The organism is Obesumbacterium proteus (assembly GCF_001586165.1).
GTDB classification, from domain to species: Bacteria; Pseudomonadota; Gammaproteobacteria; order Enterobacterales; family Enterobacteriaceae; genus Hafnia; species Hafnia protea.
The window spans coordinates 4,113,280-4,140,251 of record NZ_CP014608.1 but is presented as its reverse complement, the minus strand read 5'-3'; the positions used below and the strand labels follow the sequence as shown (position 1 = coordinate 4,140,251).

Annotated in this window: 17 protein-coding genes and 1 pseudogene; 3 read left to right on the top strand and 15 right to left on the bottom strand. The window is 50.5% G+C overall.

Annotation, left to right across the window (positions count from 1 at the left end; genetic code table 11):
• Nucleotides 1-19: 19 nt before the first annotated feature.
• From DSM2777_RS19300 to DSM2777_RS19235, 13 genes are all read right to left on the bottom strand, one after another.
• The gene (locus tag DSM2777_RS19300; protein ID WP_061554903.1) at nt 20-1,303 is read right to left on the bottom strand and encodes an MFS transporter; all 1,284 of its coding nucleotides are present in this window, start codon (nt 1,301-1,303) and stop codon (nt 20-22) included.
• Nucleotides 1,304-1,424: 121 nt separating this feature from the next.
• Nucleotides 1,425-2,444, bottom strand: coding sequence for a Zn-dependent oxidoreductase (locus tag DSM2777_RS19295; RefSeq protein ID WP_061554902.1), 1,020 nt, complete (start codon nt 2,442-2,444; stop codon nt 1,425-1,427).
• A 16-nt stretch (nt 2,445-2,460) separates the two neighbouring features.
• Nucleotides 2,461-3,675: a starvation-sensing protein RspA gene (rspA, locus tag DSM2777_RS19290; RefSeq protein ID WP_061554901.1), complete on the bottom strand. Its 1,215-nt coding sequence runs from the start codon at nt 3,673-3,675 to the stop codon at nt 2,461-2,463.
• A 238-nt stretch (nt 3,676-3,913) separates the two neighbouring features.
• Nucleotides 3,914-4,813, bottom strand: coding sequence for a lipid kinase YegS (yegS, locus tag DSM2777_RS19285; RefSeq protein ID WP_046457200.1), 900 nt, complete (start codon nt 4,811-4,813; stop codon nt 3,914-3,916).
• Between the two features lie 656 nt (nt 4,814-5,469).
• The gene (gene trhP / locus DSM2777_RS19280) at nt 5,470-6,840 is read right to left on the bottom strand and encodes a prephenate-dependent tRNA uridine(34) hydroxylase TrhP (protein WP_025799825.1); all 1,371 of its coding nucleotides are present in this window, start codon (nt 6,838-6,840) and stop codon (nt 5,470-5,472) included.
• Nucleotides 6,841-8,002: 1,162 nt separating this feature from the next.
• The gene (locus tag DSM2777_RS19270) at nt 8,003-9,433 is read right to left on the bottom strand and encodes a PAAR domain-containing protein (RefSeq protein WP_061554899.1); all 1,431 of its coding nucleotides are present in this window, start codon (nt 9,431-9,433) and stop codon (nt 8,003-8,005) included.
• A 381-nt stretch (nt 9,434-9,814) separates the two neighbouring features.
• A complete protein-coding gene (locus DSM2777_RS19265) occupies nt 9,815-10,156 on the bottom strand; it encodes a YegP family protein (protein ID WP_040047225.1) in 342 nt (113 codons plus the stop codon).
• Between the two features lie 249 nt (nt 10,157-10,405).
• Nucleotides 10,406-11,110 carry an envelope stress response regulator BaeR gene (baeR, locus tag DSM2777_RS19260; protein ID WP_174521886.1) on the bottom strand — a complete coding sequence of 235 codons (705 nt, stop codon included), beginning with the start codon at nt 11,108-11,110 and terminating at the stop codon, nt 10,406-10,408.
• A 37-nt stretch (nt 11,111-11,147) separates the two neighbouring features.
• The gene (gene baeS / locus DSM2777_RS19255; RefSeq protein ID WP_061554898.1) at nt 11,148-12,521 is read right to left on the bottom strand and encodes an envelope stress sensor histidine kinase BaeS; all 1,374 of its coding nucleotides are present in this window, start codon (nt 12,519-12,521) and stop codon (nt 11,148-11,150) included.
• Nucleotides 12,518-13,942 carry an MFS transporter gene (gene mdtD, locus DSM2777_RS19250; protein ID WP_061554897.1) on the bottom strand — a complete coding sequence of 475 codons (1,425 nt, stop codon included), beginning with the start codon at nt 13,940-13,942 and terminating at the stop codon, nt 12,518-12,520. The genes baeS and mdtD overlap by 4 nt, the downstream gene beginning before the upstream one ends.
• 308 nt (nt 13,943-14,250) lie before the next feature.
• Nucleotides 14,251-17,349, bottom strand: coding sequence for a multidrug efflux RND transporter permease subunit MdtC (mdtC, locus tag DSM2777_RS19245; RefSeq protein WP_025799815.1), 3,099 nt, complete (start codon nt 17,347-17,349; stop codon nt 14,251-14,253).
• A complete protein-coding gene (locus DSM2777_RS19240) occupies nt 17,346-20,495 on the bottom strand; it encodes an MdtB/MuxB family multidrug efflux RND transporter permease subunit (protein ID WP_061554896.1) in 3,150 nt (1,049 codons plus the stop codon). The genes mdtC and DSM2777_RS19240 overlap by 4 nt, the downstream gene beginning before the upstream one ends.
• Entirely contained in the window at nt 20,495-21,790 is a 1,296-nt protein-coding gene (locus tag DSM2777_RS19235; RefSeq protein WP_061554895.1) for an MdtA/MuxA family multidrug efflux RND transporter periplasmic adaptor subunit, read from the bottom strand. The genes DSM2777_RS19240 and DSM2777_RS19235 overlap by 1 nt, the downstream gene beginning before the upstream one ends.
• 274 nt (nt 21,791-22,064) lie before the next feature.
• Between DSM2777_RS19235 and DSM2777_RS19230 the strand changes: the two are divergent.
• A pseudogene (locus DSM2777_RS19230) lies at nt 22,065-23,018 on the top strand (aldo/keto reductase).
• A gap of 131 nt (nt 23,019-23,149) precedes the next feature.
• Nucleotides 23,150-23,437: a pyrimidine/purine nucleoside phosphorylase gene (gene ppnP / locus DSM2777_RS19225; RefSeq protein WP_004091927.1), complete on the top strand. Its 288-nt coding sequence runs from the start codon at nt 23,150-23,152 to the stop codon at nt 23,435-23,437.
• An 88-nt stretch (nt 23,438-23,525) separates the two neighbouring features.
• Here ppnP and rdgC read toward each other — a convergent pair whose 3' ends face one another.
• Nucleotides 23,526-24,437, bottom strand: a complete 912-nt coding sequence (gene rdgC / locus DSM2777_RS19220; RefSeq protein WP_025799807.1) for a recombination-associated protein RdgC — start codon at nt 24,435-24,437, stop codon at nt 23,526-23,528.
• 237 nt (nt 24,438-24,674) lie between these two features.
• On the opposite strand from rdgC, the gene mak reads away from it, so the two are divergent.
• Nucleotides 24,675-25,580, top strand: coding sequence for a fructokinase (gene mak / locus DSM2777_RS19215; RefSeq protein WP_061554894.1), 906 nt, complete (start codon nt 24,675-24,677; stop codon nt 25,578-25,580).
• Nucleotides 25,581-25,645: 65 nt separating this feature from the next.
• Here mak and tcuC read toward each other — a convergent pair whose 3' ends face one another.
• Nucleotides 25,646-26,971 (bottom strand): MFS transporter, encoded by a 1,326-nt coding sequence (gene tcuC / locus DSM2777_RS19210; protein WP_061554893.1) that lies wholly within the window; start codon nt 26,969-26,971, stop codon nt 25,646-25,648.
• Nucleotide 26,972 lies beyond the last annotated feature (1 nt).

Genomic DNA, 26,972 nt, shown 5'->3' with positions numbered 1-26,972 from the left:
GTCGTATTTTCACCAAAGATTAAACGTGGTTCATTACCGCGGGCGTTGAGGCTGCCGGACGGATAACAAAGAACACCAGAAGCGCGCCTAGCGCTGCCACACAGCCTGCTAAGATAAAGGCGCTGTCGAATTTACCGGTGTTTTGCACAATAAATCCGGTCACGATGGGCCCGATAATTCCTGACACGCTACCCACCAGATGGATAAAGCCGCTGGCACCGCCGATACGTGATTTGTGCACCACGTCTTGAATGATTGCCCAGTAAATCGAACCGGTAACGTAGAGGAAGAAAATAGACACCGACATCAGGATCACCGCAGGAATCACCTGACTCACTGTACCCGCCAACGCAACGCAGATTGCTGCGGCTAATAGACATACGACCAGCACGATTTTACGCGACAGCAGCAGTTTGCCGGTGAGGCGGAATATCCAGTCAGAGATAATGCCGCCCAATGCCAAGCCAATAAAACCAACGATCCAAGGAATAACCGTGGTGATACTCATCTCTTTGATATTCAGGCCGTGAGCCTGAACCAGATAGGACGGAAACCAGCTGAGAAAGAAAAACAGGATGTAGTTGTAGCAAAAGAAAGCAAACGCGGTGGCCAGAATGATCGGCTGCTTCATGTAAAACATCAGCGAATGGCCCGGTTGCTGGTTGTTATCCGCGTTCAGCTCTTCGCTTTTTTGCTGAGCGATCAGCGTACGTTCTTCCTGACTGACGTGACGGCTTTTCTCCGGCGAATCCGAAGCCACAAAAAACCAGATCAGCATCCAGACAATACCGATGGCGCAGATAATCATAAACGCAGGACGCCAACCGAAAGCTAATGCTAAATATCCCACGATAGGACCGGCAACTGCGCCGCCCAGCGGAGAACCGGCGCTTAGCAAGCCCATGGCGGTTGCCGCCTGCTTACGTGGAAACCAGCCGTTAATCATTTTGTTGGCCGAGGAGCAAATAGGGCCTTCAGCCATACCGAACAAGACGCGCAGGATCAGCATTGAATAAAAACCGGAGGCCAACGCGGTGAAACCACAAAAAATTGACCAAAGCCCTACCGCAACGCCGAGCACTAATAGCGGACCAAATTTATCGACGGCAAGACCACCGATGAAATTGAATACGGCGTACCCAAAGAAAAAACTGCCAAAGATAATGCCGAACTGCTCAGCATTGAGTGATAAGTCTTGTTCGATCATCGGTAACGTAATTGACAGTGCGACACGATCTAAATAGTTGATCATGTAGACTAAAAACAGCAGAAACACGATAGTCCAACGTAAATTCTTAGCCATAACTACCCCACGTGGTGCTTTTATCATTATGTTGTTGGGTGTGTGTCTGCCCGTTTGTGGCAGACACACGTGTATCCAATTTTTTGGATAAAATTATTCGCTAAAATCTCTTTACTAAAACCTATTCACTAAAATCTAAAAGCACCTTGCAGCAGGTTTTCTGATCTTGTTCGAACAGAACGAGCGCATCGGTGACGTGCTTAAGTGGAAAGCTATGGGTGATCAGCTTTTCTGGGTGGATTTTCTTTTCCTTCATCCATTCAATAACCTGAGGAAAACGAGCGCTATTGAGACGTGAGCTGAAGATTGAGATTTCCTTACTGGTGATGCTTTGCTGATTAAGAACGCAAGGTTCGGAAGAGAATCCCATAATGCCAATACGCGCGGCGGGAGAGGCCAGCGCAATAGCCTGAGGCAAAATTGAAGGGTGGCAGGCGGCATCAACGATCAGCGTCGGGCGAATGCCTTCCTGCTTTAATACTTCTGCTAAATCGAGATGGGTATTGTCGATGATGCGATCGGCACCGTTCGCCTGTGCCATCTGCAAGCGCTCAGGAATACGATCGGCGACAATAATCGTAGCGACGCCATACACACCGCGTAACGCCTGAATAACGGTTAAGCCCATTGGCCCCGCACCGTATACCAAGGCCACATCGTTGGGTTGTGGTTTGAGCTGAGCACAAATATTCGCGGCAATGGTAAAGGGCTCAATCATGGTCGCTTCTGCTTCAGGAATGCTGTCGGGAACGACATAAGCATTGCGCGTAGGCGCACAGGCATATTCACTGAATCCCCCATCGCGATGTACACCGATAACCTGTAACTCGGTGCAGACATTTGGCCGCCCAATAGAGCAAGGATAACAATGACCGCAGCTGACAACGGGATCGATAACCACGCGTTCTCCCTGTCGGCTGGTGTCTACGCCTTCACCTACGGCATCAATAATGCCGAAAAACTCATGCCCAATAACCCGTGGATACTTGGCGAAAGGATTATGCCCGCGGAAAATATGCACGTCTGAGCCGCAGATCCCCGCACGACGCACGCGAACTCTGACTTCACCCGTTTGTGGCTGCGGGATCGGACGATCCTCAATGACCAACTTTTCTGGCTGTTGAATAACGACGCTTTTCATTGGAAATTCCTCTTAGTTACCAATTCCACAACGTGCCATCTTCAAGGCGCGCAACGGGCAAATAGGCTGGCTCATACGGATATTTAGCAGCGAGTTTTTCATCGAATTCGATACCGAGTCCTGGTTTGTCACCCGGATGCATGTAGCCGTTATCGAAGGTCCAGCTGTGCGGGAACACTTCCAGCATTTGCTCGGAATAGCCCATGTATTCCTGAACGCCAAAATTAGGCACCCACAAATCAAAATGCAGCGCGGCAGCCATGCAAATTGGCGAGAGATCGGATGGGCCGTGAGAGCCGGTACGCACCTGATATAACGCGGCGAAGTCGGCAATACGGCGCATACCGGTGATGCCGCCCGCGTGGGTGATGGTGGTGCGGATATAATCAATGAGCTGCTCTTCAATCAGCTGCTTGCAGTCCCAGATACTGTTGAAGGCTTCACCCACGGCGATAGGGGTGACGGTGTGCTGACGGATCAAACGGAAGCATTCCTGATTTTCTGCGGGGGTTGGATCTTCCATCCAGAACAGACGATAGTCTTCGATACTCTTGCCAAAACGCGCAGCTTCGATAGGCGTTAGGCGGTGATGCATGTCGTGCAGCAGATGTTCATCAAAGCCAAAACGGTCACGGACGGCGGCAAATAGCTTCGGGGTGAAATCGAGATATTTTTCCGTTGACCATAGCTGCTCTTCTGGCCAATTCCCTTTAGTGGCAGGCTCATAGGCCAAACCTTTACCTTTGGACATCCCATAGGTGGTTTTCATACCCGGCACGCCGCACTGCACGCGAATGGCTTTAAAACCGAGTTCTTTGTGTTTGGCGTAATCTTCCAATACGTCATCAAGCGAGTGTCCGGTGGTGTGGCAGTACACCATGACGCCTTCGCGAGATGCGCCGCCGAGCAGCTGATATAACGGCATATTGGCGGCTTTGGCTTTGATGTCCCACAGCGCCATATCCACGGCAGAAATTGCCGACATGGTGACCGGGCCGCGACGCCAATAAGCGCCCTTATAGAAAAACTGCCAAATATCTTCGATCCTATGCGCGTCGCGTCCGATCAACTGTGGGCAAACGTGATCTTGTAAATAGGACGCCACCGGCAGTTCACGCCCGTTGAGCGTTGCGTCACCGATGCCGGTTAGCCCATCGTCGGTAGTGATCTTCAGCGTGACAAAATTACGCCCTGGACAGGTAACAAATACTTCAGCTTTAACAATCTTCATTTTTGAATTTCCTTAGCGCGGACTTTTCTCTGCTGGGAATGTGACCTTAATGATGACGGAAACATAAACCTGACATAACTACCATACAAGTATAATGATCGAAATTTGCCCGATGAGATCACGGTTTTAGTTGGGGGAAGAATGGGGAAGAAAATGAGAGGTGTGTAGATAGCGCCCCTCCCAAATGGGGAAGGGCAGAATGAAAATTAGAGCGGATTAGGGCTTATCGCGAGCTCATTTAACCAATCAGCGGGCAGTTTGGCGGCAGGCGTAGGCTGATGGCGTCAGGTTCGATTTCAATGCGGAAATGCTTGGCGCTCAAGGGCTCGCCGTCCAAATTGAGCGTCATTTCATGAGGTGAGGTAATTTCTAACCATGGCAATGAGGCTTCGATGACGTTTTTATTGCTTTCGCCTTTGAGCAGGCTTTCTAGCAGCGCGGGCAGCAACTCATCAGAGGTTAAAACGCGCAGATCCAGTTTCCCATCATTGATTAAGGCCTCGGGGCACAACGGCTGTCCACCACCGGCTTGACGGCCATTGCCGATAGCGACCACCAGCGCATTGCCTTCCCAATGGAAATCAGGGCCGGAAATCTGGCAAAAATCAGCCTTTAGCGTATCCATACGCAAAATCCCATGCAGGAAATAAGAGGCACCGCCGAGAATGGATTTCAGTTTCTCTGGCGTTTCGGTGGTGATTTTGGTGCCGAATCCGCCGGTCGCCATATTAATAAAAACGCGTTTATCGTTGATGCGGGCAAAGTCGATCGCCACCGCACGCCCCTGCAAAGCGAGTTGAAGCGCCGCCTGAGGTTCTTCAGGGATTAAACAGGCGGTCGCAAAATCGTTGGCTGTGCCAAGCGGTAATACCGCCAATACCGGACGGGAGGATTCGCTGTGCTGGCTCAGCGCATCAGACACTTCGTTAATGGTGCCATCGCCGCCGCCGGCCACGATCGTTTCGACGCCGAGCTCTACGGCTTCCGCGACATAGCGCTTAGCATCACCATGTTCCCACGTCACGCGAACATGCAGGGTATTTCCCGCGGTGCGTAACCCGTCAATCGCTTCACGCACGTCCTGATTACCGGCACCTTTGCCATTTAGGATAACTAACGCGGAGTGTAACTGGTGCATGTGTGATCTCCTGAAAGAGGTAAAAACGTCAATTCTTACATTGTTATAACATAGATATTCATTCTGTTTTACCCACATAAATTGCATTCATCAATGAATATTAATGAAACCGCTCTCATCGGGAAATATAATGCAATAACTGGCGCTGAATGGTTTCAGTTGAAAGGAATAAATGAATTGATTAAATATAAAATAAACTTTAATTAAGTAAAACGCGTAATTAAAAACGTAATAGGCGATTTTCTGCTTTCATTATTATTTAAATTTAGCCAAGTTCTGAGAGCGAAAATCTGAAAAATAAATTACTTCACTAAAGTAATTATCTTTCTAATGCAATGATTTTATTGGATAAAATATTTAACCAAGCCAGAGGTTGACGAGCGGAAAATAGAAATATTAAAAGATTTAAATAGTTTATCGAGGGGATTATAGAATGTGGAAGAAAAAAGAAAACCAGCCCAAGGGAGATTGGGCTGGCAAGGAGGTGGTTCCTAGTATTGCTTTTTCGTTATATCTTTTTGCGACTCAATAATATCTATATACGATAAGTTTAAGTGTGATCTTAATCTTGTATTCGAAATATTAAGTACAAAAAGAGATAAAAAAAAGCGCAGCTTATAAGAAATAAGCTACGCCTTGGCGTTTCGTGGGTCGAATTACGCTGCGGTATGCGGATTGCGCGTATCAGTGCCCGCCAAATTACGCATCAATAACGCGAATTCAAGATCCAAATCATCAGGAACTGGGATATAGACAATATGCCCGTCTCCAGGTGCAACTTGGGTTGGCTCGCCTTTCTTATTTTGCATCGCTTCAAGCGTGAACTGAACGTTGCCTTTTGGCGTCATCATTTCAACGCTGTCGCCTAGGGTGAACTTATTCTTCACGAGGACTTCGGCATATCCATCACGGCGTGCGCCTGTCAGTTCACCAACAAACTGCTGGCGATCGGATACAGAATAGCCGTAGTCGTAGTTTTGCTGATCTTCATGCACGTGGCGACGTAGGAAACCTTCGGTGTAGCCACGGTGCGCCAACGCTTCCAGCGTGGTGAGCAACGTTGGGTCGAATGGTTTACCCGCTACGGCGTCATCAATTGCGCGACGGTATACTTGAGCGGTACGAGCGACGTAGTAGAAAGACTTAGTACGGCCTTCAATTTTCAATGAATGAACGCCCATTTGGGTCAGGCGCTCAACGTGCTGGATGGCGCGCAGGTCCTTGGAGTTCATGATGTAGGTGCCGTGTTCGTCTTCGAATGCGCTCATGTATTCACCTGGACGCATCGCTTCTTCTAACATAAAGACTTTATCGGTCGGCGCGCCGATACCCAGCGTTGGCTCGGCAGGCACTTCGGTGACAGGGATCGGTTCATGAACGTGAACGATATTGCCAACGGTATCTTCTTTGCCTTCCTGAACTTTATATTCCCAACGGCAGGCGTTGGTGCAGGTACCCTGATTAGGGTCACGCTTGTTGATATAGCCGGAAAGCAGGCAGCGGCCAGAATAGGCCATGCACAGTGCGCCATGCACAAAGATTTCAAGCTCCATATCAGGAACCTGCTGGCGAATTTCTTCAATTTCTTCCAGAGAAAGCTCGCGCGACAGGATCACGCGGGTTAGCCCCATTTGCTTCCAGAATTTTACCGTCGCCCAGTTAACCGCGTTTGCCTGTACGGAAAGATGAATTGCCATCTCAGGGAAGGCTTCGCGCACCATGGAAATCAACCCTGGATCGGACATAATCAGCGCGTCCGGCCCCATTTCGATGACCGGTTTGAGGTCACGTAGGAAGGTTTTCAGTTTGGCGTTGTGCGGTGCGATATTCACCACCACGTAGAATTTTTTACCCAGCGCATGCGCTTCGTTGATGCCGAGGGCAAGATTCTCATGGTTGAATTCGTTGTTGCGGACACGCAGGCTATAACGAGGTTGACCGGCATAAACAGCATCTGCGCCATAGGCGAACGCATAACGCATGTTTTTCAGCGTACCGGCCGGAGAGAGTAATTCCGGAGTAAACATAGGTTTGTATTTCTCTTTAAAGGTCTGATCACAAGTCAGTCTGTACCTGTAGGTACAGTGAAGGCGGGCATTATAGAGGGTTCGGCGAGGGAGCACAATGAATGTGGGGGCATTTGGGTTGATCTTATGGCTTGGTTAGCCCCGTGATAGCCTGTAGCTGCTTAGGTCAGAGAGAGCCGAAGAGCGTATTGGTGTGCATAAGAATTTGATCAACTTTTCTCCTTGTGTATCAATATAATCAGATTGGCACTGATTGAATTTTCCCATGAACTAATCTGTTATCAATTCGAGTTAACCAAATGTTTGGCTGCTTCATAATATCTCCTTGTTTGAGAGATAATTACATCAGCATTATTTTCGTTAAATTGTGAACTTAAACATCTTTTTGAGTTTTTATTAAAACGCTGAGGTATGCTTTCATTTTATATTAGACTGAAACGCTATTGCTAATATACGTATATTTGAGGGCTTTGATTAGAATGGGTTTTTATAAAAAATGTATTAAGTACTGCAATGCGTCGACTTTGTTATTATTGTTTTTTATAAAGCGACTTATATCACAAAGTCACGAAATTGAATTTTTATCAATTATGATTATTTTTTATTTAACACTGAATATGCATCATTAAAGTCGATTACAGGCATAAATATAAATAATAAATTAATTAATCAAAAATCAACGATCGTTTTATTTTCTAATTTATGCCTCATGCTTTGTGAACTATCAATCGTCATCATTTAATTATATGCATTAGATTAATTGTGTGTCCAGTATATATAATAGACAAACATACATATACAAGCGGACACAATCCCGATGGCTACAATTATCTGTTCTGAATAGAACCAAATTTTAATTTCTTTTGGCAAACTATTTATGAAATCATAGTGTTTGCTACTGTACTGACTATTAAGAAAAGAATTTTTTTTGAAAATTAATGGGAGCACAATAAACATCATCTTTTGAGTATATCCAGAAATGAACCACAATGTATTACTATCCTTTAAAAGAAGGGTCGCTAATGGTAGCACTCCTACCTCTTTTTCATATAAATCACATACCATTTTAAACCTTTTATCATTTAGGTATGAGAATATAACATATATAATTACCGCTAATAGCGTAATGAAGAAACTTAGCAAAACTACGATAAAAGGTAAGTCAGTATGTAATTTCATATAGTTTATATCCGATTGTTTCCCCTATATCTCCTCCATATTGCCCCACTTTTGTTCCTCCAGCTATTCCACCTACTACGCCAACAGCAGTACAGAGTAAAGCACCAGCCCCTCCGACTTCTGCCGTAGCCAAACCTAACCCCCACATACACAAAGACATTGATCCGAAGCCTACAGCCTGTCCTCCTACGGCTCCAAAACCAGTGCTCCCAGCAAATCTTGAATACTCCACAAATGCAGCCTTAGTACATTTATCCTTTCGTCCAACGCTACAGGAGTCATAAACGGTATTGCTGGTATTGCCGAAATCTAGCGCAATACCGATATAGCCTAGCGTCTTCATCCCCTTGATTAATTTTGCTGAATTTTCAATAAAGGTGGCATATCCTTCGATACCGCTTACGCCGCTTTGGTTCCATTGATGCATGATTGAGCGGCTCGATAAACCTAACGTTCTTTTAATACTTTCGTATTGGGGCATATTAAGTTGTGTCTTAATAAAACGGTTTAAAAGAATATCTAACTGCTTAAAATGCACTTCTCGTTCAGCATAAAATTGTTGTCCTATTAAAGCGCCACGAGTTATGTATGCGTTTTTATAGGTTTCCTGAATTCTCATGAGTGTTTTATTTATCTCTACAAAATAGGCTTTACCAACTTCGGACAACATACCTAATGTTCCGTTGCCAAACGAAGTAAAGATATCAATCGGCCCTCGATATTTATACAAGAAATCAGCTTCTTCATCTGTGAGTGGCGCAAGTGCTGCGTCAACTCTGGCTTTTGCTTTTTGCAGCGTGGCGATTTGGTGCGGATCTTGTTTGAGGGGATCAACAACCAACAAAATTGAACCCGTTTTAAGCCGACCGCTACCGTTTAATGAATCATACAGCTCACGTGTTCCCGCTGGTGGATCACGAAATATTTTTTCATCGCCGTACTCTTTGGGATTAGATGGGATCTCCACAACACAAAACCCTGCATCTACCGTCTGACGAGGTTCTGGTTGTGGCTCTACTTGCGGTTCAGGGTCTTTCGGGACAAACTCAGAATGGTTAGCTTTTTTGGCTGATTGAGCATATTGCATAGGCTCTTCTGGCTCTATAGCGCTATGCGAGGCTCCAAGCGTTGATGATACATGTTCATAGGTCATCGCCGAGCTTGATGGTATCAGCCTAGCACGGCAGCTACAGGTAGAATAGCTGTCTAAATCTCCGGCGGCTCTCGGAGACATAATCCAGTAACCGCTAATCCCACCTTTGATGACATAAACCTTACCATCTTTACCACATGTGACTTTATGCCCTTCACATGCCGTTGGTTTACCCATGATGGTTTGATTAGGGTCGCCTTCAAGAACAACACCGCCACATGTTGTTTTGTCGCCCATAACGATAAAGCGTCCTATGCTCATTGTATTATTCCTTCAACTATTAAGAGTTCTAGAGGCTATCTATTTATTATTTATCTGGATAGCGATAGACATTTTAAATATTAAAAGATATGTAATCGTTAGCTTTTTCTATGAAGCTAATTAAAAATGGAATATTTATTAGTTGTTTATTTAATAACGCATTAAGTACTCTCATGTTTCATGGGTAGAGCTAATGATAAAACATAACGTTACGCTTGATTCTTTATCAGGCAATGAGAAAGGTGTAAGAAGTTTTATATATATTCAATAGTTAAATGTCTGACTTGGGATATATATTCGATAGGCTTAAAAAATCAATGCTCCCCCGTTAAGGGAGAGCACTCATTCTATTTTAGGACTGAATAGACGCTAAGAGGGCGGCTATCCGTGCGTCAAATCTCTGATATCCGTCGTTGCACCGTTTTTCACCACCGACTGCACGCCTTTGCGTGCTGCACTCTCAGAGCTATACATTTCACTGGTGCCAATCACCTGATGATTCTTCGCTTTGAGAATGAAATACGGCTGATCGCTGCTGCTGTTTTTGATCTCAAATTGCGCTTCATCGGGGGAGTTTGACTGTACCGATGCAATACCGTTGTCAGCAGATGCCTTACTGGCATACATTTCGCTGGAAAGAATAATCTCTCCATTGCTGGCTTTTAGATTGAAGTGGAACTGTCCGTTCTTCGCTTTTTTGATTTCGTAGTAGCCGATTGCCATGGGTATCTCCTTAATCTATCCCCGTCATACTTGATGCCGCGTCAGCGTTAGCCGCGCTAGCAACGTGAATAATGACGGATAAGTTTTGCAGTGATTAACTGCGTCAATGAGAGTGAGATGGATGCCGTTTACGCTGAATAAATCAGGATAAGTATAGACAATGGCTGGATATTTGCAGGCATTTACCGGATTGGAGGAGGGATAAGAAAGGGCGCTCCCGCGACAGGCGCGAGAGCGATGATGACGGTTTTACAGCACTTTACACGGTGCGCCTTCCCAGCGGTAACCGATGCCGTAAACCGAGCGAATAAACGGCTCGCCGTTTTCGAGCTGCTCCAATTTACGCCGTAAGTTTTTAATGTGGCTATCCACGGTACGGTCGGTGACGACGCGGTAATCATCGTACAGATGATTGAGCAGTTGCTCGCGTGATAGCACGGTGCCGGGCTGCGTTGCCAATGTTTTCAAGAGACGAAATTCGGCAGGCGTTAAATCTAGCAGCTGCTCTTTAAAACTGGCTTGATAGCGGTTTTCATCGATGATCAGAACCGGTTCGGCGTTTGTTTCATTTTGGCGCACGCAGCGACGCAAAATGGTTTTGACGCGCGCCACGACTTCTCGCGGGCTGTAAGGCTTGCAGATATAGTCATCGGCACCAATTTCCAGCCCCAGCAGGCGGTCTATTTCTTCAATTTTCGCCGTTACCATCACAATCGGAACGTCAGAGAAGCGGCGGATCTCGCGGCACAGCGTTAAACCATCGGTGCCGGGCAGCATTAGGTCCAGCAGAATTAAATCCGGTGGTGTTTGATGAACATAGGGCAATACCTGATTTCCATCCGCCAGCAGATGGGGCTGATAGCCGCCAGCGGTCAGATAGTCGATCAGCAGTTGTCCTAGCTTAGGTTCGTCTTCAACGATCAACACCCGTTGTCCTGCGGGATCAACGTCCATGCTTCCAGCAATACTGTTCATACCCATTACCTTCCTCTTAGCTTTCTGTATCAAGCGGCAGTTGCAGGCTGATGGTTAAGCCTCCCAGCGGCGAATGCTCTGCGGTCATTTGTCCGCCGTGCGCTTCGACTATATTTTGGCAGATAGATAATCCTAAACCGGAGCCGCCGCTGGCGCGGTTGCGCGAACCTTCGGCTCGATAAAAACGTTCAAATATTTTCTGAAGCTGCTCATCGGTCACGCCGGGGGCGCTGTCTTGCCAATAAAGCTGCAAATAGGTATCACGGATTTGACCTTGTACCTTAAGTTGCCCATTGCCATCAGTATACCGCAGGCTATTTTCGAATAAATTATTGAACAGCTGGAGTAAGCGATCGGGATCGCCAAACACACCGGCTTTTTCGGGCAGGTCGAGCGAAAGCGCGATGTTTTTCATTGAGAAACGGTCGTGGAATGCGCTAGCGGCGATTTGCACCAGATGAATGACGTCAATGTGCTCTTTGCGATAGGCAAGGGCACCTGCGTCAGACATTGAGAGCTGATGCAGGTCATTAACCAGCTTGGTTAACGTACTCACTTCGGCCTGCAACGATGCCAATGAATCCTGCGTCATTTGGCGAACGCCGTCTTGCATCGCTTCTAATTCACCGCGCAGCACCGCCAGCGGCGTGCGTAGCTCATGGGAAACGTCGGCCATGAGCGCGCGGCGAATATGCTCATTTTTTTCCAGCGTGATGGCGAGCTGGTTGAAGTCTTGCGCCAGCTTGCCCAATTCGTCGCGTGATTCCACTTCAACGCGGGTAGAAAAATTACCGGCGGCGAGTCGATGCATGGCGTCGACCAAGCGCTTAACCGGAGCCAGCATACTGCGTGATAGTGCCCAGGTAACGCCCGCCGCCAGCAGCGTCGCCAGCGCCACAATCAGCCAGCTGGTTCGCCGTTGCTGCAAATCGAAGTTGATATCGGTATTCCGCGTTAAACGCTCCGGCGGCGTGGTGACCACCCATCCCACCGTGTTCCCTTGGTACGTGACCGGTTGGCGAGTGCCTTCGGTGGGGATTTCGCCCGGTGGCCCAACCATTTTACGATTATTGCTATCAATCACCCAAAACGGCGTGCGCCAGCCGTGCGGAGGCAGCGTATCGTTGCCTTCGTTGCTTTGCTCAATGTTATGCATGATCTGGAAAATGACGCGGTCGTTATGGCGAAGAAAGCGCCAGCTTCCGGCCTGCGCGTAGCGCTCTTCCAGCTCAGAGGCTAACAACCGCACCCGCTGCTCATTGCCGTGCTTGATGTAGTCAATAAAGCCGCGCTCGAAACTCACGCGCACGCCCCAGTGCATCGTGATCAACACCAGAATGCAGGTGGAGAAAATGGCAAGAAACAGCTTGCCTGTGATACCGAGCTTCATGGTTCCTCCTTGCGACGGCGCGCTGTGCGTTCAAGAGTGCTGTTTTCCAGCGTGTCGTCCGGTACGCGTAAAAATACCAGCGCGGGTAGAGCAATAATCAGAGCAATACAGACATAGGTGAATAAAAATGCCTGATGGATCTCTAGGCTATTCGCCGTGATTTGATGGTGTGAGAACCTGCCGAGCAGGATACCCGCTACGCTCACACCCAAGCTCATGGAAAGTTGCATGATCATCGACAGTAAACTGTTGCCGCTGCTGGCCAGTTCATCGGGTAAATCTTTCAACGTGAGCGTATTCATCGATGAGAAACGCATGGCGTTAATCATCCCTTGAAAGAACAGCACCAGCGGAATAGCCCAAAGGCTGATATACATTGCGGTAAACGGCAGCGCCAAACTGACAACCGCTAACGCCAACGTGGCTCCGACCAATACCCGACGATAGCCAAACTGATTCACGACCCGCACCACGATGCGTTTCATGCCCATACTGCCGATAATCATTGGGATCATCATCAGTCCGGCGTGAAACGGTGAGAATCCCATTCCGATTTGCAGGAAAATGGGCGTCATGAATGGCAGCATTCCGCTGCCGATCCGCCCGAGAAAACTGCCGCTCAGCCCGAGAGAGAACGTTTTAGTTTTTAGCAGATCGAGGCTAAACAGCGGTGCATCGCTGCGCTTAGCGTGCCAATAATAGCTGGTTAACGCGATGCCGCCGGACAGTATCAGGCCATAAATCATGTTGGTATTAAGCCCGAGCCCTTTATGGCCATCGAGCGCCAGCGTCAGCGTTGCCATCCCAACGGCGAGCATCACAAATCCGCTGATATCAAAACGCCGCGTTTGCATACTGTAATTAGGCATCAGCCACAGCGTCGCGATGGCACCGATAATACCGACGGGTAAATTGATTAAAAAGATCCAGTGCCAACTGGCGTATTGCACTAGAAATCCACCGAGTGCAGGGCCAACCAATGGGCCAATTTGGCCGGGAAGCGTAACGAAGGTCATCGCCGCCATATATTGGCTACGTGGCACTATTTTCATCACGGTTAAACGCCCAACCGGCACCATCATTGCGCCACCAATGCCTTGCAGCACACGAGCCATCAGCAGCTGATTTAGGGTTTCAGCCTGAGCACAAAACAGCGATCCCAGCGTAAACAACACAATTGCGCTGAAGAAAACACGTTTCACGCCCACACGGTCGGCCAGCCAGCCGCTGGCAGGTAACATTACCGCCACGGTGAGCACGTAGGCCACCACCACCGACTGCATGCGCAGCGGGCTTTCTCCAAGGCTTGCCGCCATGGCAGGCAGCGCCGTGTTGACGATGGTGGTATCCAACGTTTGCATGAAGAAGCCAAAAGCGACAATCCATAGCTGCCAGCGGACCGAGGCGGATTGTTCAGGCATGGATAAAGCTCCGGTAAGTTAAGTCATTATTTAGGTTCAGTGAGTTATTCCGAACGCTAACAGGCATTGTTGTTTTACTGTGTGAACCAGCAAGCGTCCGGACTAGGGGGCTCGCCGCCGCCCCCTAGTGACCCGGCTCGGCACCACCTACCAGCCTGCTGCGCAGGTTCCTTCGCTGCAAACTCTGGGCTTAATCGCACCATCGTAGAGTCGTTCCCGACTCCCTACGATTCTCGCGGCGTCCATGCCGCTCGTGCTTGCCCGCCGTTTTCCGCTCAGCTGTCCGGTAATGTGCCGTTGTACAAGGTCTATCTTGGTAGCGGTTTCAGCGTTTTTACTTTGCTAAAGCGGCTGCGTAGTCGGTCAAAATAGAGATACACCACCGGCGTAGTGTAGAGCGTGAGTAACTGGCTCATCACCAAACCACCGGCAATCGTGATACCTAAAGGCTGACGCAGTTCTGCTCCATCGCCGCTGCTAAACGCCAGAGGCAATGCGCCAAACAGCGCCGCCATGGTGGTCATCATGATCGGGCGGAAACGCAGCAGACAGGCTTGGAATATCGCATCGCGCGGGCTCATACCGCCGTTGCGTTCGGCCTCTAGCGCAAAATCGACCATCATGATGGCGTTCTTCTTCACGATCCCGATTAGCAGCATGATGCCGATTAGCGCAATCAGGCTGAAAGGTGCGCCAAACATTTCTAGCGCCAACAGCGCGCCCACGCCTGCCGAGGGCAGGGTAGACAGAATCGTCAGCGGATGCACATAGCTTTCATATAAAACACCCAGCACGATATACACCGTCGCAATGGCGGCCAGAATCAAAATGATCTGCGAGTTTTGGGTATCTTGGAAAACCTGCGCAGTACCCGCGAAGCTACCACGTACCGTATTCGGTACGCCCAGTGCGGTCATGGTGCGTTCAATCGCGGCAGAGGCATCTGACAGCGCACCTCCCTCCGGAAGGTTGAAGGAGATAGTTGATGCGGCGGTTAAGCCCTGATGGTTAACCGACAGCGGCGCGTTGGCAGGCTGCCATTTTGCAAAATAGGAAAGCGGAATAGCTTTGCCGTCGCTGTTAATCACAAACATTTTATCCAGCGAACTTTCGTCCTGCGTATACTCCGGCGCCACTTCCATCACCACGTGATATTGATTCAGCGGCTGATAGATAGTTGAAATCTGTCGTTGACCGAAGGCGTTATTGAGCAAGGCGTTGGCATCAGCCACGTTAATGCCCAAACGCGCCATACTTTCGCGGTCATAGGTCAGCGCCAGCTCCGAGCCTTTATCTTGCTGATCGGAACTCACATCGGCCAGTTCAGGAAGCTTGGCAAAGGCCGCGCGAATTTTAGGTTCCCATTTACGCAGCTCGGAAAGATCGTCGGAGAGCAGCGTGTACTGATAGCTAGCGTTGCCTTGACGACCGCCCACGCGAATATCTTGCACCGCCATCAGGAACAAATTCGCACCAGGCTCTTTGGCCAGCTTGCCGCGCAGACGCGCAATCACGTGCTGAGCATCGTCTTTTCGCTCACCCAACGGTTTCAACGAGATAAACATCATGCCGCTGTTAACGTTCGAGCCACCGGTGAAACCGGTCACGTTATCCACATCGGGATCGCTGCGCACAATTTTCATGAAGTCTTGCAGTTTGCCCCGCATCGCCTGAAACGAGATGCTCTGGTCGGCTTGAATAAAGCCCATCAGACGGCCGGTATCCTGCTCAGGGAAGAAGGTTTTAGGAATAGAGATATACAGCCAGATATTCAGACCGATGGTGGCGATTAGGACCAGCAACACCCAGCGCGCATGGTTTAATACCCAGCCCAAACTCTTGCCGTAGCCTTGCTGCATTTTCAGCAACAGCTTACCAAAGCCGCGGATCCGTTCCTGATGGCGTGACGGGCGCTTTTTAAGCAGGTGCGCGCACATCATTGGCGTGAGGGTGAGTGAAATCACCAGCGATATGCCGATAGCCACCGAGAGCGTAACCGAAAACTCACGGAACAAACGCCCCGGCAAACCGCTCATCAACAGCAGCGGGATAAACACCGCCACCAGCGATAGACTCATGGATAGCACGGTGAAACCGACTTCACGTGCACCAATCAGCGCCGCTTTTTTCGGCTCCATGCCCGCTTCCACGTGGCGTGAAATATTCTCCAGTACCACAATGGCGTCATCGACCACAAATCCGGTCGCGATCGTCAGCGCCATCAGCGAAAGGTTATTCAGACTAAAATCGCACAGATACATAGCGGCAAAGGTGCCGATGAGCGAAACCGGCACGGCGACGGCGGGGATCAGCGTGGCTCGGCCAGAGCGCAAGAACAGGAATACCACCATGATCACCAAGCCCACGGCGATAGACAGCGAGCTTTCTACTTCGTCGAGCGAAGCACGAATGGTCGGTGATCGATCCTGAGCCACCTGTAAATCGATAGAGGCCGGGATCAGCGCTTTAAACTCGGGGATCTCAGCGCGAATACGATCGACGGTTTCGATAATGTTGGCGTCAGCGCTGCGGCGGATCATGATCAAAATGGCGGGCTTGGCGTCGGTCATCCCCGCGTTACGCACGTCTTCCACCGAATCTTTAACGTTGGCGACGTCGCTGAGTCGCACCGCAGAACCGTTGTTGTAATGAATGATTAAGGGCTGATAGTCCTGCGCGGTTTTGATTTCATCGTTGGTCTGCACCTGCCAGCGTTGATTTTGTGCGTCAACGGCCCCTTGAGGGCGACGCACGTTCGCGTTGGCAATGGACGTGCGCACGCTATCGAGCGAAACGCCCTGATTAAACAGCGCTTCAGGATTGAGCTCAACGCGTACCGCGGGCAAAGAGCTTCCGCCAACCGAAACGTCGCCCACGCCGTCTACCTGCGCGATTTTTTGCGCCAGCTGAGTGGAGGCGATGTCGTAAAGCTTCGCTTGGTCATAGGTGTCTGACGTCAGCGTCATGATCATGATCGGCGCATCAGACGGGTTGGCTTTGCGATAGCTTGGGCGACTCGGCATGCCAGACGGCAGCAGGCTTTGTGCCGCATTAATCGCGGCCTGCACGTCGCGCGCGGCGCCGTTGATATCACGGTTAAAATCAAACTGAATGATGATACGCGTACTGCCGAGCGAGCTGGATGAGGTCATCTCGCTGATTCCGGCAATACGCCCTAACGCACGCTCCAACGGTGTCGCCACCGATGACGCCATGGTTTCAGGCGAAGCGCCCGGTAGGGAGGCGCTCACCATAATGACCGGATAATCCACCTGCGGCAGCGGCGCAACGGGCAATAATCTGAAGCCCAAAATGCCGCACAGCGTAATGGCCAGCGTCAGCAGCGTGGTGGCGACCGGCCGGTTGATGAACAGGGCGAAGAAGCCTTTCGACGGAGAGAACTTCACTGGATGTTCTCCTGCGGATCTTTAGCCGGATGCGTGTTTCGCGAAACCTTATCAAACAGCAGGTAAATCACCGGCGTGGTGAACAGCGTCAGAATTTGGCTCATGATCAAACCGCCGACCATGCAAATCCCCAGCGGCTGGCGCAGTTCGGCCCCAACGCCGGTGCTGAGCATCAGCGGCAGAGCACCCAACAGCGCCGCCAGCGTGGTCATAAGAATTGGGCGGAAACGCAGCAAACAGGCTTGATAAATGGCGTCATACGGCGCCATTCCTTGCTCACGTTCGGCGGCAAGGGCGAAGTCGATCATCATGATGGCGTTTTTCTTCACGATACCAATCAGCAAAATGATGCCGATAATGGCAATCACGTCGAGCTCGCTGCCCGCCATAATGAGCGCCAATAGTGCACCCACCCCAGCGGTCGGCAGCGTTGACAGGATGGTGACTGGATGAATAAAACTTTCATACAGCACGCCCAGAACGATATACATCGCGACAATCGCCGCCACGATAAGCCACAGCGTGTTGCCCAGCGCTGATTCAAACGCGAGCGTTGCACCTTGGAAATTCGTGGTGATATCAACGGGCATATTCAGCTGCTGCTCGGTGCTGGTGATGGTTTTCATCGCCTGCTCGAGTGAGTAGCCGTCGGTAACGTTGAACGACACCGTGGTTGATGGGAACTGATCGAGATGATTAATCGACAGCGGCCCAAAACGCTCTTCAATAGTCGCAATCGCATTCAACGGTACATTTTTGCCGTCGCTGCTGGTGAGATACACGTCGTTAAACGCGGCTAAACCATTGCTGTGATCCTGATTATGCTCCATCACCACGCGATACTGATTAGCTTGGGTATAAATCGTGGAGATCAACCGCTGGCCGAAGGCGTTATACAGCGCGTTATCCACGTCGGCCATGGTAATGCCTAAGCGGCTGGCGGTGTCGCGGTTAACGTTCACAAAGGCCACTAATCCCTGATCCTGCCAGTCACTGCTCACGTCTTTCAGCATCGGTGATTTTTGCAGTTCACCCACCAGCTTCGGTACCCACGTGCTCAGTTCGTCCAGCGACATGGCCTGTAAAGTGAACTGGTACTGTGTACGGCTCACCTGCGTATCAATGGTCAGATCCTGAACCGGTTGCAGATAAAGCTGAATACCGGGGATCTTGTCGGCCATTTTTTGCAGGCGCGGGATGATCTGCTGAACGCGATCTTTACGTTCATCCAGCGGCTTGAGGTTGATCTGTAAACGCCCGCTGTTTAGCGTGGCGTTGGTGCCATCCACGCCGATAAATGAGCTCAGACTCGCGACGTCAGGGTCTTTGAGAATTTCAGCCGCCAGCGTTTGCTGACGCTGCGCCATTTCGCTAAAGGAAACCGACTGCGGTGCCTGAACGGTGCCTTGAATCAGGCCGTTATCCTGAATCGGGAAGAAGCCCTTAGGAATGAAAATATACAGCAGAACGGTCAGCACCAGCGTGCTCAGCGCCACGCTTAGCGTGAGCATCGGGTGATTCAACACGACCTTGAGCCATTCGCCATATTTGGCAATGACGCGTTCGAAGAAACGCTCGCTGGCACGCGAGAAGCGGTTTTGTTTGCGCAGTGATTCATGGCTGAGCATACGTGCGCACATCATTGGCGTTAGGGTTAACGACACCACGGCCGAAATCAGGATCGCCACCGCCAAGGTAACCGCAAATTCGCGGAACAGTCGCCCGATAATATCGCCCATAAACAGCAGTGGGATTAGCACCGCAATCAGGGAGAATGTCAGAGAAATAATGGTGAACCCAATTTCTCCCGCGCCTTTCAATGCGGCATCCAGCGGCTTTTCGCCTTTTTCGATATAGCGCGAGATGTTTTCGATCACCACGATGGCGTCATCGACCACGAAACCGGTGGCGATAGTCAAGGCCATCAAGGTGAGGTTGTTTATTGAAAAATCGAGGAAATACATGACGGCGAATGTACCCACCAGCGACAACGGCACCGCCACGCTAGGAATGATTGTGGCAGGAACATTGCGCAAGAACAGATAAATCACCATCACCACCAGCGCAATCGCCAGCAGCAGTTCGGTCTGAACATCGCTGACCGAGGCACGAATGGTTTCGGTGCGGTCAGTTAGCACCGTCATTTTTACTGATTTTGGCAGGCTTTCTGTCAGCTGTGGCAGCAATGACTGAATGCTGTCGGCCGTGGTAATAACGTTCGCACCCGGCTGGCGCTGAACGTTTAAAATGATGGCGGGTTTGGTGTTAGCCCACGCGGCCAGTTTAGTATTTTCTGCCGCCTGTTCGATAGTTGCTACATCGCTTAAACGAACCGGCGCACCGTTGGCATAGGCCACGATCAGATCGCGATAGTCTTCTGCCGACTTCATTTGGTCGTTGGCAGACAGCGTAACCGAGCGCGTTGGGCCGTCAAAGCTCCCCTTCGCCGAGTTAACGTTGGCGTTAACGATAGCGGTGCGGATGGTTTCACTGTCTAAACCGTAGGCAGCAACCGCCGGTGCGTTCAAACGCACGCGCACCGCAGGACGCTGACCGCCTGAAATCGTCACCAGACCCACGCCGCTAACCTGCGAGATTTTCTGCGAAATGCGGGTTTCCACCATATCTTCAACCTGCGTCATCGCCACGGCATCCGAGGTGACGGCGATGGTCATGATCGGTGGATCGGCAGGGTTAACCTTGCTGTAAATCGGCGGATAGGGCAGGTCGGTCGGCAGCAAATTGGTGGCGGCGTTAATCGCAGCCTGAACCTCTTGCTCCGCGACGTCGAGCGGCAGCGTTAGCTGAAATTGTAAGGTAATCACCGACGCGCCGCCGGAGCTTTGCGACGACATCTGTTTTAAGCCCGACATCTGGCCGAACTGACGTTCCAGCGGTGCGGTAATGGCAGACGTGGTGACGTCTGGGCTCGCGCCCGGATAAAGCGTCACCACCTGAATCGTTGGGTAATCCACCTCTGGCAACGCGGAAACCGACAGTGAACGATAACCGACGATCCCCGCCAGCAGAATAGCCACCATCAGCAGCGTGGTGGCTACCGGACGCAGAATAAACAGGCGAGAAGGCCCACCGGCGGCGGGCGTTTCGTTTTTAGGCTCTTCAGAACCGACAGGCGTGTGTTGCATTATGACTTGTCCTGTTTACCAGCGTTCTGCTTATCCGTGTTTGGTTTAGCAGGAATATCTTTGCCTGCTTGTGCCTGAGTCTGTGCGGTATTTTCACTATGCGGGGCAATCACTTCGACGGTTGCGCCTTCGGTCAACTGATCGATACCGTCAGTCACCACGCGCTCGCCCGCTGAGAGCCCACCGGTAATCACCACGTCAGAGGCATCACGGGTTCCCACGGATACGGCGTGCTTACTCACCTGATTTTTATCATTCAATACCCAGACGAAGTTGCCTTCGTTCCCCATCTGAACCGCGGCCGCAGGCGCTACCACGGCGTCGCTTTGGGTGGAGACTTTCAGGCGCACGTTAACAAACTGATTAGGGAATAAGGTGTCGTCTTGGTTATCAAAACGCGCCTTAATTTTGATGGTGCCGGTACTGGTATCGATCTGGTTATCCATGCTCAGCAAGGTGCCGGTGGTGAGTAAGTGCTGATTGGAGCGATCCCACGCTTCCACCTCTAACTTGCCGTTTTCTTTTTGTGCCTGCTGAATGCTGGCAATATTTGCTTCTGGTAGGGTGAAGACCACGTCAATCGGATGGGTTTGCGTTAACACCACTAAACCGGTGGTATCGCCGCTGGTGATGTAGTTGCCCTCATCAACCAGCTTCAACCCCACGCGGCCATCAATAGGCGCGGTGATACGGCTGTAGGTCAACTGAAGCTTGGCGCTGTCAACGGCACCTTGATCGGCCACGATGCTGCCCTGAGTTTGCGTCACCAGAGAGGCCTGTGTATCCAGCTCTTGCTTCGAAACCATATTGGTTTTGCTGAGCTGTTGATAACGCGCTAAGTCGCGACGCGCATTGGCTAAAATGGCCTGATCTTTGGCCAGTTGCCCTTGGGCTTGCGCCAGTTGAACTTGGAAAGGACGTGGGTCGATCTCGGCCAGCAAATCACCGGCTTTGACCTGTTGGCCTTCGGTGAAGTGAATTTTCATCAGTTGACCGTCGACGCGGCTGCGCACGGTGACCGTATTGGCTGCCGTGACCGTTCCCAAACCGGTGAGGTAGTTAGGCACGTTAGATATGCGTGTTTCTGCCGCCTGAACCGGAGCCAATATGCCGCTGCCGCCACGACGACCGCCAGCTTTGCCACCTGCTTTCCCTTTCTGTGCCTGTTCTGCGCCAGCCGCGGGCGCTTCGGTGCCGCTGCTGGTATAACGCCAAACAATGACGCCAGCCACAACAAGAACGGCGATAGCCCACCAAAGGCGTTTACGGGAGGTCGGTTTATTGAAAGCGCTCATTGCAGACTGAATTCTCCAGAGAAATATCCCCGCCGCAGCGGGAATATAAAAATTGGACTTAGTGGCCCAATCACAAACAAATTAGTGACTCGTGTCAGTTTACTATTCTAGGCCGTCAGCTTTATCTAAAAATGAAGGAAATGTGGAAGATAAGTCAGATAGGGTAAGACCTTTCTGGATTTAGCCTAAATTGTCTATCACCTATACGAATAATTAGTGCTAATAGTATTCGTTATCAGCGTTGTTTTCTCAAATCTCAATACAGGAGCCAATAATGAATTTACGTGAGCTAGGACGTTCTGGTATTCGAGTTCCAACCATTACCTTCGGGGGGGAACGTATTTGGTTGGACCGTGGATCAGGCAACTTCGTTTAGCCTGCTTGACGCACTGCTAGACCACAAACTGAACTTCATTGATACCGCCGACGTTTACTCTGCGTGGGTGCCGGGGAATTTCGGCGGCGAGTCCGAAACTATTATCGGCAACTGGCTACAAAAAAGCGGCAAGCGTGACCAAATTATTCTGGCTACCAAAGTGGGTAAACCGATGGGGCCACAGCTGAAAGGGCTATCGGCACGTTATATCCGCGAGGCGGTGGAAGCCTCTTTGCGCCGCTTGAAAACGGATTATATCGATCTTTATCAGGCGCATGATGATGACCAAAACACGCCGTTGGCAGAGACGATGAATGCCTTTGACGCGTTGATCAAAGAGGGCAAGGTGCGCGCGATTGGGGCGTCAAACTACAGCGCGGAGCGCTTGGCTAAGGCGTTAGACGTGAGTGCTAAGCTGGGCTTAGCGCGCTATGAAACCATTCAACCCGAATACAATTTATACGACCGCCATGATTTCGAAGTCGGGCTGGCACCGCTGGTACAAAAGAAGGTCTGGGCGTAATTAACTATTACGCGTTGGCCAGCGGGTTCCTTTCAGGAAAATACCGCAGCGCCGAAGATGCTCACAAAAGCGCACGGGGTAACGGGATTGTGGAGAAATACCTCAATAGCCGTGGGTTGGGGATCCTTGATGCGCTTGAGCAGGTGGCTCATGAGGTCAATGCCTCGCCGGTGGCGGTGGCATTAGCTTGGCAAATCGCACAGCCGGGGATTACCTCACCGATTGCGAGCGCAACGTCGTTAAAACAGCTGAACGAGCTCGCGGTGGCGGCTAATCTCAGCTTGAGCACGGAACAGATTAGGGTGATTACCGATGCCAGCGCCTACTAAACAAACGTTCAGTTAATGAGCGCTTGAAGCCATAACCGGCGTGGTTCTCTCACAGTGTGAACTAAGTCAGTGACAGCACTGTTTTTTTCATACAAGATGCAGTAACCCCTTCTCAATACAGGTGCCATAGTATGTTGAATGTAAATGAGTATTTTGCTGGTAAAGTGAAGTCGATTGGTTTTGACAGTGGCAGCATTGGGCGTCAGAGCATTGGCGTAATGGACGCAGGGGAATACACCTTCTCAACCGATAAGCCGGAAGAGATGACGGTGATTACAGGTGCATTGCGTGTGTTAATTCCGGGTGCGCCTGATTGGCAGGTGTTCTCATCAGGTGAAACGTTCTTTGTTCCGGGGCATAGCGAGTTTAACTTGCAGGTTGCGGAACCCACTTCGTATCTGTGTAAATATCTGAGCTAAGTTTTCTTAGTCTCAAACAAACGGGCTGAAGTTTAACTTCAGCCCGTTTTTGTAGGTGCTATTTATTGGTACTGCCTATGGGTACGGCTTATTTTTCTGATTCGCCGCCGAGCGCTTCAATAATATTTTTGATTAACGCAGCCAGTTCGCTGGTCATCAAAATGAAATCGGCATCGAAGCGTTGTGCATAATCATCGCGGTCGATGTCTTCGTTCTGATCGCGAATCGTTTCAGAGAACTTCAAACGCTTCAGTGAACCATCGTCGGACAGCACCAACTGAATGCGCTCCTGCCAGTCCAGCGCCAGCTTGGTCACCAGTTTGCCCGCTTCAATGTGAACGGCAATTTCGTCAGAAACCAGATCCTGTTTTTTACAGCGGATCACGCCGCCTTCTTCCAGAATTGCTTTCAGCTCCGCTTCGTCTTGCAGAGCAAAGCCCGCAGGAACTTCGCCTGAGCGCACCCATTCGGTCATCGTCAGCTCAATTGGGCTTTCCATGGTTAATGGCACCACCGGCAGTGAGCCAATGCTTTTACGCAACAGCGCTAAGGTGTCTTCTGCTTTTTTCGGGCTGGCAGCATCGACCATGATTAGGCCGTTCGCCATATCAATCCACAGCCAAGTTTGGCTGAAACGGCTGAAAGCACGCGGTAGTAACGTGTGCAGGACTTCGTCTTTTAACGAATCTTTTTCGGTTTTCTTAAGCTTGCGGCCTTGCTCGCCTTCCAGCTTTTCAATTTTTGCCTGTAACGCCTGTTTTAATACCGGCGATGGCAAGATTTTTTCTTCTTTACGTGCGCACAACAGGATTTGGTCGTTGACGTAGTGAGTCAGCGCGTCGCTGTGGGAACCCATCGGAGAGACCCAGCCCGTTTTCGCCATATCCTGACTACCGCACGGCGTAAAGGCCATAGAGCCCAGCATTTTTTCAACTTCATCTGGCACCAGATGAACATCGCGGCTCAGACGGTAAACCAATAAATTCTTAAACCATAGCATTAGCGTTGTCCCTGATCGTGACGCATCGCGCGCCATGTTTTATACCCTTCATACTTGAAGTTGTATCTATGTTGGCTGCGCTCTCTTGCCGCCTTGATGCAACTCCCATTATTTGGGGTATGGCAATGTGTTAAACAGGGCGCATGATAACGAATAAAGAAGGGCGACTGTAGTATTAATTGCCCGAGAAATTTTGCACACTAGCTCGACTCAGTATTCGTCTGTTTAGGGGGCTATGTGCGTATTGGTATAGATTTGGGCGGTACCAAAATTGAAGTTATCGCCTTGGAAAACAACGGTCAGGAGCTGTTTCGGCATCGCATTGCGACCCCTCGTGATGACTACGCAAAAACCGTTGAGGCGATTGCGGGGCTGGTGGAGCTAGCCGAAAAGCAAACTGGTCAGCGAGGAAGCGTTGGCGTGGGGATCCCCGGCACATTATCGCCCTTTACCGGACTGGTAAAAAATGCGAACTCCACCTGGCTGAACGGCCAGCCATTAGACAAAGATCTTGCCAAGCGTCTGTCGCGCGACGTTCGTTTAGCCAATGATGCCAACTGTCTCGCCGTTTCAGAAGCAACCGACGGTGCAGCGACTGGAGCACATTTGGTGTTTGCGGTGATTATCGGCACCGGCTGTGGCTCAGGTATTGCCATCGATGGGCGGGTGCATGCGGGTGGCAACGGTATTGCAGGCGAGTGGGGACATAACCCTTTGCCTTGGCTTACTGACGACGAGTGGCAGTATCAGAAAGAGGTGCCTTGCTACTGTGGGAAATCAGGCTGTATTGAAACCTTTATCTCTGGTACCGGTTTTGAAACAGACTACCAGCGTTTAGGCGGCCAGCCGCTGGCGGGCGCTGAAATCATGGCGTTATCTCGTCAAGGCGATGCGTTGGCTGAGCGTGCGATTACTCACTATGAACAGCGACTAGCAAAATCGTTAGCCCACGTAATTAACATCATCGATCCTGACGTGGTGGTGCTTGGTGGTGGGATGAGTAATGTGGACCGGTTATATACCACGGTGCCGCCGCTGATCTCAACGTGGGTATTCGGACGGGAATGCGAAACGCCGGTGCGTAAAGCTAAACACGGTGACTCCAGCGGCGTGCGCGGTGCTGCGTGGCTGTGGCCGCTTTAAGGCCAAAAAATCCCGACTTTCTCTGGATGAAAAAGTCGGGAAGATTCATTTCTGGCGCGAGAAACTTACTTTGGCTCTATCGCGCTGCCGCTAGGCACCGTGACGGCTCGATTGCTATTCAAACGTTGGATTGCCGGTAGCGCCAGCGCGGCGATTAAGCCACAGGCCGCGGCAGCCGAAAGCCACATCCCCGGCATCGCTTTATCACCGGTGGCGTGGATCAGATAGCTGGAGATGGCCGGTGTAAATCCGCCAAAAATCGCCGTTGCCAAACTATAAGCCATGGAAAAGCCCGAAGCGCGCACTTCTGCTGGCATGATTTCGGTTAGGCATACCACCATCGCACCGTTATAGCTGGCATACATAAACGACAGCCACAGCTCCACCTCAATCAAATGCGCAAAGCTGGGATGTGCTACCAGCCAGTTCAAGGATGGATAAGACGTCAGCAGCATCAACGCGCTAAACAGTAACAACAGTGGCCGGCGGCCGACTTTGTCTGACAGAGAACCCATCACCGGTAGCCAGAATAGGTTTGAAATCCCCACTAACAGCGTGACCAAAAAGCTTTGCTGAGCGGTGAATTGCAGCACCGTTTTGCCATAGGTTGGCGTGAACGCCGTGATGAGATAGAACGACACCGTGGTGGTCACCACCATAAACATACCCACCAGAACCAACTGCCAGTTACTGGCAACCGAACGGGTAATTTCGCTCATGCTTGGACGATGTTTGCGTTGGTTAAACGCCTCAGTTTCTTCCAACATACGGCGGATATAAAACAAGAAAGGCACAATCAGGCAGCCCACGATAAACGGAATGCGCCAACCCCAATCCGTCATCACGCTCTTGCCAAGATACTGATTCAACCCCACGCCCAGCAGCGCCGCAAAGATAACGGCAATTTGTTGGCTGCCGGATTGCCAGCTAACGTAAAACCCTTTGCGATCTTTCGGGGCAATCTCAGACAGGTAGACGGATACTCCGCCCAGCTCCACACCGGCTGAAAAACCTTGTAGCAGACGACCGGCCAGAATCAGTAGCGGTGCCGCCATGCCAATGCTGTGGTACGACGGCGTACAGGCGATGGTTAATGTTCCCAGCGCCATCAGGCCTAAGGTAATCAATAAACCTCGGCGGCGACCGTGATGGTCAATATAGGCACCCAACACAATCGCGCCTAATGGCCGCATTAAGAAGCCCGCGCCGAACGTCATCAACGTTAGCATGAGTGATGCAAAGGGGCTTTGCGTGGGGAAAAATGTTTCAGCTATCGCGCTGGCGTAATAGCCAAACACCATAAAATCATACATTTCGAGAAAGTTACCGCTTGTGACGCGGAACACGGTTCGGGCGTTAGCCTGAGAGGGCTTTGAGGCAGATGAAGTCATA

Bases quoted from the DNA above. Each gene is read 5' to 3' on its own strand.
- DSM2777_RS19300 (WP_061554903.1), bottom strand. From the start codon at position 1,303: ATGGCTAAGAATTTACGTTGGACTATCGTGTTTCTGCTGTTTTTAGTC.
- DSM2777_RS19295 (WP_061554902.1), bottom strand. From the start codon at position 2,444: ATGAAAAGCGTCGTTATTCAACAGCCAGAAAAGTTGGTCATTGAGGAT.
- rspA (WP_061554901.1), bottom strand. From the start codon at position 3,675: ATGAAGATTGTTAAAGCTGAAGTATTTGTTACCTGTCCAGGGCGTAAT.
- yegS (WP_046457200.1), bottom strand. From the start codon at position 4,813: ATGCACCAGTTACACTCCGCGTTAGTTATCCTAAATGGCAAAGGTGCC.
- trhP (WP_025799825.1), bottom strand. From the start codon at position 6,840: ATGTTTACTCCGGAATTACTCTCTCCGGCCGGTACGCTGAAAAACATG.
- DSM2777_RS19270 (WP_061554899.1), bottom strand. From the start codon at position 9,433: ATGAGCATAGGACGCTTTATCGTTATGGGCGACAAAACAACATGTGGC.
- DSM2777_RS19265 (WP_040047225.1), bottom strand. From the start codon at position 10,156: ATGGCAATCGGCTACTACGAAATCAAAAAAGCGAAGAACGGACAGTTC.
- baeR (WP_174521886.1), bottom strand. From the start codon at position 11,110: ATGGACGTTGATCCCGCAGGACAACGGGTGTTGATCGTTGAAGACGAA.
- baeS (WP_061554898.1), bottom strand. From the start codon at position 12,521: ATGAAGCTCGGTATCACAGGCAAGCTGTTTCTTGCCATTTTCTCCACC.
- mdtD (WP_061554897.1), bottom strand. From the start codon at position 13,942: ATGCCTGAACAATCCGCCTCGGTCCGCTGGCAGCTATGGATTGTCGCT.
- DSM2777_RS19240 (WP_061554896.1), bottom strand. From the start codon at position 20,495: ATGCAACACACGCCTGTCGGTTCTGAAGAGCCTAAAAACGAAACGCCC.
- DSM2777_RS19235 (WP_061554895.1), bottom strand. From the start codon at position 21,790: ATGAGCGCTTTCAATAAACCGACCTCCCGTAAACGCCTTTGGTGGGCT.
- ppnP (WP_004091927.1), top strand. From the start codon at position 23,150: ATGTTGAATGTAAATGAGTATTTTGCTGGTAAAGTGAAGTCGATTGGT.
- rdgC (WP_025799807.1), bottom strand. From the start codon at position 24,437: ATGCTATGGTTTAAGAATTTATTGGTTTACCGTCTGAGCCGCGATGTT.
- tcuC (WP_061554893.1), bottom strand. From the start codon at position 26,971: ATGACTTCATCTGCCTCAAAGCCCTCTCAGGCTAACGCCCGAACCGTG.